This is a genomic window from Bacillus sp. P4_D3, assembly GCF_056401855.1.
Genome location: NZ_JBFUIN010000199.1, coordinates 1 through 5,771, shown reverse-complemented (window position 1 = coordinate 5,771; position 5,771 = coordinate 1). Strand labels below are relative to the sequence as shown.

The window sequence follows — 5,771 nt, the reverse complement described above, 5'->3', positions numbered from 1 at the left end:
CACATGGACAGGTGCAGTGTGTGTTGTCACTCTTTTTGAAGATAGCGATATAATCCAGATGACTTTTGGAGACGATATTAACGAAATTATCAAAACGATTGCTTTTACACATTATAATAATAGTTCCTCAAAAACTTTAGGAGGAAAACTATGGTGGCGACAAATAAGAGAGTTAAATGGTTATAAAATACAACAAAATATTCTTTCTCAACATTATCGAATTTTAAATAAAGAAAACCATAGGATATGTAGTTCATTTGAATTAGATGAAGTTGAAAAAAGATTTATAGAAGTAACAAAATTATTACAATAGATTCACAGAAAAAACTTATTAAATGATCGCTAATTAATGTTATAACAAAAATCTTAAATAAATTAAAAATACAAAATCAAATTTTGGAGAGTGATTCAAATGAAGAAAAAAGCAACCCTTTTCTTTTTTTTAAATATCGTAATAATTGGTATGTTAATATTTAATTTATTTGCTTTCACATCACGAGTGCCCTTTTTACCTTGGTTCATTGAAAATGGTTGGGGATATTTAGGACTATTACTGACATCTTTTGTTTTATTAATCATCTCTTTTAAATCTTATCAGCTTTACAAAAATGGAGAGATAACTATTTTACAGATTTCTATCCCGCTTGTTTCTGCAATGTTTTCACTCTTTGTTATGTTTATGCCCTTAAATGATTTTATGACTATATTTTCTCTTATAGTCGATGTAAGTATATTAATAATTTGTTTAATATCTTTTAGGGGTACCGTCACATCGCTATCAAACTAAGATAAATTTGTATCCATATAATCAAAAAAACGCTATTCTTTTTGTAGAAATATACAGAAAGGATGGCGTTTTGTATGACTCTATCGATTCAAGATGAGTTTCATTTATTCGCTGAAGAGCTACAGCGATATCTATCTCCAAACATCCTTCAACAGCTCGCACAGGATACGAGTTTCGTAAAACGTAAAAGTAAGTATGGTGCACGAGATTTGGCCGCTTTATGTATTTGGATTAGTCAACACGTAGCAAGTGATTCCCTCACTCGATTATGTAGTCAACTTTATGCAAATACAGCTACACTTATGAGTCCAGAAGGACTTAATCAACGTTTTAACCGATGCGCTGTTTTATTTCTACAGCGTATATTTTCTCTTTTAGTCAAAAGCCAACTAAACGATTCTTCTCAAATCCAAGACCAATATACTTCTTATTTTCAACGTATACGTATTTTAGATGCTACTATTTTTCAAGTCCCTAATCATTTGGCTCCTATTTATCCTGGTTCAGGAGGTTGTGCACAAACAGCCGGTATTAAAATTCAGCTAGAGTATGATTTACATAGTGGAAAATTCCTCAATTTTCAAATGGAGCCAGGTAAAAATAATGATAAAACCTTTGGTACAGATTGTTTAGATACCTTATGTCCAGGAGATTTATGTATTCGAGATTTAGGATACTTTTCTCTAAAAGATTTAGACCAGATGGATCAACGAGGTGCATTCTATGTTTCACGGTTGAAATTAAATAATAGAGTATATATAAAAAATGATTCTCCAGAATTCTTTCGGGATGGGACATTAAAAAAGCAATCCCTATATGTTTTACTTAACCTTGAAGATATTATGCATCAGATAAAACCAGGAGATACTTATGAAATTCGGAATGCCTATATTGGACAACAAAAATTACCCTCACGAGTTGTAATATACAGACTCACATCAAATCAAACTCATAAACGTAGGAAACAGCAAACCTATGTTGAAAAGAAAAAAGGAGTTACATACTCTGAAAGAAGTAAACGATTAACAGAAATCAACGTTTATATTACCAACATACCATGGGAAATTGTTCCGATGGAACAGGTTCATGATATCTACTCACTACGTTGGCAAATAGAGATTGTATTTAAAACATGGAAATCTCTTTTTGGTATTAATCATTGTCACAATATTAAGCGAGAGCGTCTAGAATGTCATCTTTATGGACAGTTAATCGCTATTTTTCTTTGTTCTTCCACTATGTTCAAAATGCGACAGCTGTTACTACAGAAAAAACAAAAAGAATTAAGTGAATATAAAGCAATTTATATAATTCAAGATCATCTGTACTTAGTATATGAAGCTATACAAAAAGACACCCAAGAAGTATCAAAAATTTTCCTTCGTCTGTTTGACTTCTTACAGAAAAACGGACGGAAATCCCATCGATATGAGAAAAAGACAGTCTTTGATATTTTAGGTGTCGTTTATCAGTTTACTGTATCCAATCTAAAGCAGAAAACTGCATAATCTTTAAAAATACACCGTATCAAGGTTTATTTGGTATGCGTATTTTTAAAAACAAATAAACAAATTATCAAGCATGTAGGCAACAAGAACGGAAGTTCATGGAAGACCCAACCTTAGCTTGATGGGCATGGGGTACCGCCAGCATTTTGGAAAAAAACCACGCTAAGCAAAAAATAAAATAAGCCATCCATTTGGACAGCTCATTTACATAATTATCGTTATTGGAAGTGATTTTAAAATTCTACATGCGAACTTTTTCTTTGTTCCGACGAATAAACCACAAAATCAAAGTTAGAAGTAGTAGGAGAAGTAGTAAGAAGAGCGGTATTGCTTGAATAAAGAGAAATCCTTTCCAAAAATCAAGCATAGTACTACCTGGGGAATCTGTTGCCATCCCACCTATAAAATAAGATAACGGAATGGCAAGTATATTTATCCCTAAACCGATCATTACGAATGATAGATTTTTATTCCAGATTTTTGGTAATGCAGCCATAATAAATAAAACTAATGCAGTACCAATTATAAGAAACAGTACTCCAAAATAAAATGCAAAATATAAAATAAATCCCATAATATCCCTCCAAGACTTTRATTGTACCATCAATAAGGGCAATTTTGGATGAATATGATATTCGTATATAGTTAACATAATGTCTTTTTTTCTTTTTATCAATCTATGCAATTTTTTATACATTCCTATCATAGTGTGGGTTTTCKGGTTCTCGTTTGTTACTGGATTAGCCGAAAAACTGTATAAAATCTTGCTGTTTAACGGAAATAAAGTTCTTGAAAAAATAATATAGATATTTAAAAACGAAGTCCGAAACTTCGAAATAGTGTGAGTTTCTCTCGCTTAAAGTATAATAATTGTAAGAGCTTTTATTAGAATCTTGGAGTTAAATAAATTAAGGAGAGTGGTTGGAGATGAGTAACTTAGCAAATACATATAAATTACCCTATTATGCAGTTATCTTTGCCTCAGAACGAACAGAAGGTGAAAATGGCTATGGTGTGATGGCAACAAAAATGGACGAATTAGCAAGTAAACAAAAAGGATATTTAGGTGTCGAAAGTGCAAGAGATTCGGATTTGGGAATTACCGTTTCTTATTGGGAAACACTCGAGGATATTGCTGCTTGGAAAGAAAATTCAGCTCACCAAATTGCCCAAGAACGTGGGAAAAAAGAATGGTATAGTCGATTCGCATTACGTGTATGTAAAGTAGAACGTGAGTATCTATTTGAAATGTAGAATAATAAAGTTGTTTAATTCTGTAACCGAATTAAACAACTTTATTATTCATTTTTGAGGTGATCACAATTGGATCTAATAATTTTCTAACAACTTTAAGGAGTTTTACTACACACAGATTGTAGTAAGGCTCTATTTATTTTATATCAAAATTAAAGGACTTTATTATCTCTATACACTTGCATGCTCTTAGCGTGGTTTTTTTCCAAAATGCTGGCGGTACCCCATGCCCATCAACTTAAAAATGAAAACAAAGTGTACTTTCATTTTGTGGAGGTAAAGCATTCCTAAAATAGAAGCATACTCTTAATAATATGCATACCAAATAAACCCTAACGGGTTTCCTTTTTTAAATTATGCAACTTTCTTTTGTTTTTTCAACCCATTATACTCATAAACAACACCCATAATATCAAAAACAGTCTTCTTCTCATATCGATGAGATTTTCTCCCGTTCTTCTGTAGGAGGTGGAACAGGCTGATTAGGATCTTTGTTATTTCTTGGATGTTTTGTTGTATGGCTTGATACAAACTTGATAAGTGATCTTGAATCATTCCAATTGCTTTATATTCACTTAATTCTTGTTTCTTCTTTTGTAAAATTAATTGTCGCATCTTAAACATAGTAGAAGAACATAGAAAAATGGCAATGAGTTTTCCATAAACATGGCATTCTAATCGCTCTTGTTTAATATGTTGCCAATGATGAATTTGAAATAAGGATTTCCAAGTTTTAAAAATGATTTCAATTTGCCAGCGGAGAGAGTAAAAATTATGGATTTGTTCCATCGGAGCAATCTCCCAAGGTGTATTGGTAACATATAGGTTCATGCCAGCTAATCGTTTGCTTTTTTCCAAATATGTAATCCCTTTTTTACTTTCTGTGTACACTTGTTTTTTCATACGCTTACGAAGTTGTTTTTCTGTTAATCGATACATAATCACCCGAGTGAATAGTTTTTTATCCTTTCCAATATAAGCTTCTTTTATTTCATAGGACTGTCCTGGTTTTAAGGTATCCATGATGTGCTCTAAATCAACTTTGATGTACTGAGATTGTTTTTTTATTGTTCCGTTTCGAAAGTATTCAGGAAATTCATTTTTGACATATACCCTATTGTTTAATTTGAGTCGCGATATATAGTACACACCACGTTGATCCATTTGATCTAAATCATCCAGTGAATAATAGCCTAAATCCCGGATACATAGGTCACCAGGGCGTAATGTTGATAAACACTCTGTTCCAAAGGTTTTATCATTATTTTTCCCTGGTTCCACTTGGAAATTTAAAAACTGACCACTATGTAAATCATATTCTAACTGGATTTTTATACCCGCTGTTTGTGCACAACCACCTGATCCAGGATATACATTGGCCAAGTGTTTTGGTACGTGAAAAATGGTTGCATCTAAAATACGAATTCGCTGAAAATAGGTAAGTGAAGCACTTGGAATTGCTGACTTTCCACAAACTTTATTTTTTAATAATGTGGAGAAAATATGTTTCAAAAAGAACACTGCCTTTTTATTAAAGCGCTTATTTAGTCCTTCAGGACTCATAAGAGTTCCTGTTGATGCATGTAGCTGACTACACAATCGGACTAATGAATCACTCGCTACTCGTTGACTAATCCAGACACATATAGTAGCTAAATCATACCCTGAAAATTTACGTTTTCGTTTTACAAAACCTAGCTCTCTAGCGAGATTTTCCAAAAATGAAGGGGTAAGATGTTCATATAATTCTTCAGCAAATAATTGTAATTCGTCAGAAATTGATAGATACATACAAAAACGCCATCCTTTCCTATGATTCTACAGAAAGAATAGCGTATTTTTTGGTTCTGGTGCAAAGGTAGTGGAAAAGAAAATATAACATATATATTTCTAGCATAATGGTAGGATAATCCTGGTTCCTCATCATTTCTACTAAATCACGAAAAATTAAGTTGTACCGTACCAACGTACAGTTAACAAAATAATATCTTGCTGATAATGCTTCCATTTGAACAAATTTTCCTTTTCCATACCGATCACACATCTTTTGTAGAGTAATAGTATCAGCATATCCCAGTTTAAGAGGTTACTTACAAAATATTTAGAATTTTTTGCGAGAATCCTCCGAAATGTAATACGGACTTTAAATATTTTCATTTATAATTCTCTATTTGTCTATACTTTTCATATCGCTGTTGTATAAGCTCTTCCGAGGATAATAG

6 protein-coding genes and 1 pseudogene are annotated in these 5,771 nt (G+C 32.2%); 4 read left to right on the top strand and 3 right to left on the bottom strand.

What is annotated here, in order from left to right:
- The 3 genes from AC1DTM_RS17000 to AC1DTM_RS16990 all read left to right on the top strand — a co-directional run.
- The coding region (locus tag AC1DTM_RS17000; protein WP_477000533.1) for a transcriptional regulator at nucleotides 1-313 on the top strand (313 nt) is incomplete at its 5' end.
- A 99-nt stretch (nucleotides 314-412) separates the two neighbouring features.
- A complete protein-coding gene (locus AC1DTM_RS16995) occupies nucleotides 413-787 on the top strand; it encodes a hypothetical protein (protein ID WP_000725946.1) in 375 nt (124 codons plus the stop codon).
- Between the two features lie 74 nt (nucleotides 788-861).
- Entirely contained in the window at nucleotides 862-2,295 is a 1,434-nt protein-coding gene (locus AC1DTM_RS16990; RefSeq protein WP_088099312.1) for an IS4 family transposase, read from the top strand.
- Between the two features lie 241 nt (nucleotides 2,296-2,536).
- On the opposite strand, the gene AC1DTM_RS16985 is transcribed toward AC1DTM_RS16990, so the two are convergent.
- Nucleotides 2,537-2,869, bottom strand: a complete 333-nt coding sequence (locus tag AC1DTM_RS16985) for a hypothetical protein (protein ID WP_088099313.1) — start codon at nucleotides 2,867-2,869, stop codon at nucleotides 2,537-2,539.
- A 353-nt stretch (nucleotides 2,870-3,222) separates the two neighbouring features.
- Between AC1DTM_RS16985 and AC1DTM_RS16980 the strand changes: the two genes are divergently transcribed.
- The gene (locus tag AC1DTM_RS16980; RefSeq protein WP_088099314.1) at nucleotides 3,223-3,549 is read left to right on the top strand and encodes an antibiotic biosynthesis monooxygenase family protein; all 327 of its coding nucleotides are present in this window, start codon (nucleotides 3,223-3,225) and stop codon (nucleotides 3,547-3,549) included.
- A gap of 354 nt (nucleotides 3,550-3,903) precedes the next feature.
- Here the strand turns inward: AC1DTM_RS16980 and AC1DTM_RS16975 are convergent, their stop codons facing one another.
- Both AC1DTM_RS16975 and AC1DTM_RS16970 read right to left on the bottom strand, forming a co-directional pair.
- Entirely contained in the window at nucleotides 3,904-5,340 is a 1,437-nt protein-coding gene (locus tag AC1DTM_RS16975) for an IS4 family transposase (protein ID WP_088099315.1), read from the bottom strand.
- A 121-nt stretch (nucleotides 5,341-5,461) separates the two neighbouring features.
- Nucleotides 5,462-5,580, bottom strand: a pseudogene (locus AC1DTM_RS16970) (IS6 family transposase); the annotation flags it as partial.
- Between the last annotated feature and the right edge of the window lie 191 nt (nucleotides 5,581-5,771).